The 798-nt window shown below is 73.7% G+C and carries 1 protein-coding gene; it reads right to left on the reverse strand.

Features of this window, described 5'->3' with window-relative positions:
• Window positions 1-219: 219 nt before the first annotated feature.
• Window positions 220-645, reverse strand: a complete 426-nt coding sequence (locus tag ACF1BN_RS22105) for an NUDIX domain-containing protein (protein WP_392333290.1) — start codon at window positions 643-645, stop codon at window positions 220-222.
• Window positions 646-798 lie beyond the last annotated feature (153 nt).

The raw sequence follows: 798 nt of genomic DNA on the forward strand, positions 1-798 counted from the left end.
GTAGCCGCCGGGGCTCCGCCCCGGGGGGGGGGGGCCCCCCCTGGGGGGGGGGGGGGGGGGGGCCCGCCCCCCCCCCCCCCCCCCCCCCCCCCCCCGGGGGGGCCCCCCCCGGGGGGGGGGCCCCCCCCCCACGGCAGTTGGTCTGTCTGGCCAGATAACCCGCGCGCTGACGCGGCTCAGCCGCGCACTTCGTGGCAGCTTCGAGAGAACAGGGCCTGATCAGGCGGTGGGGTCGATGGCCTTCGCGGCCGCGCGGATGATCGCGTAGTGGGTTAAGGCCAGCGGGGGGAGGGCGTCCAGGGACCACCATTCGGCGCGGATGGCGTCGTCGCCCGCCTCGATGGAGGTGGCGGGGATGACCTCCAGGCAGTAGCCAACGGTGACGCACCGGCCGGGGCTCCGGTTGAGCCGTTCCCAGACACCAAGCTGCTTCACCTCCTCCTCCGACACGTACACACCGGCCTCTTCGGCCAGGCGGACGGCGGCGGCGCGGCTGGTCTCGCCGGGGTCGACGTGGCCGCCGGGCAGCGCCCACGCGTCCTTGTGCGGGGCCCGGTCGCGCTCGATCAGCAGCACATGCCGGTCGGTGGTGATGACGACGACGTCGGCGGTGTAGCGGATGGTCTCGGGGGTCTGCTCGGTCATGATCGGCCCTTTCGGGTGGGTGGGGCGCCCGGCGCTCTCCCGCCCCTGCGCAGACTAGCTAGTAGTGCTTTGTTAGGTGGTCTTGTCACGGCTTGTGTTCGGTAGTTCGCTGGCCGTATGAGGGCTGGGGAACTTGCTGGGGTGCGGGTCCGG

This window comes from Streptomyces sp. NPDC014861, from assembly GCF_043081625.1.
GTDB lineage: Bacteria > Actinomycetota > Actinomycetes > Streptomycetales > Streptomycetaceae > Streptomyces.

Coding starts and splice junctions, on each gene's coding strand:
- ACF1BN_RS22105 (WP_392333290.1), bottom strand. CDS start 645: ATGACCGAGCAGACCCCCGAGACCATCCGCTACACCGCCGACGTCGTC.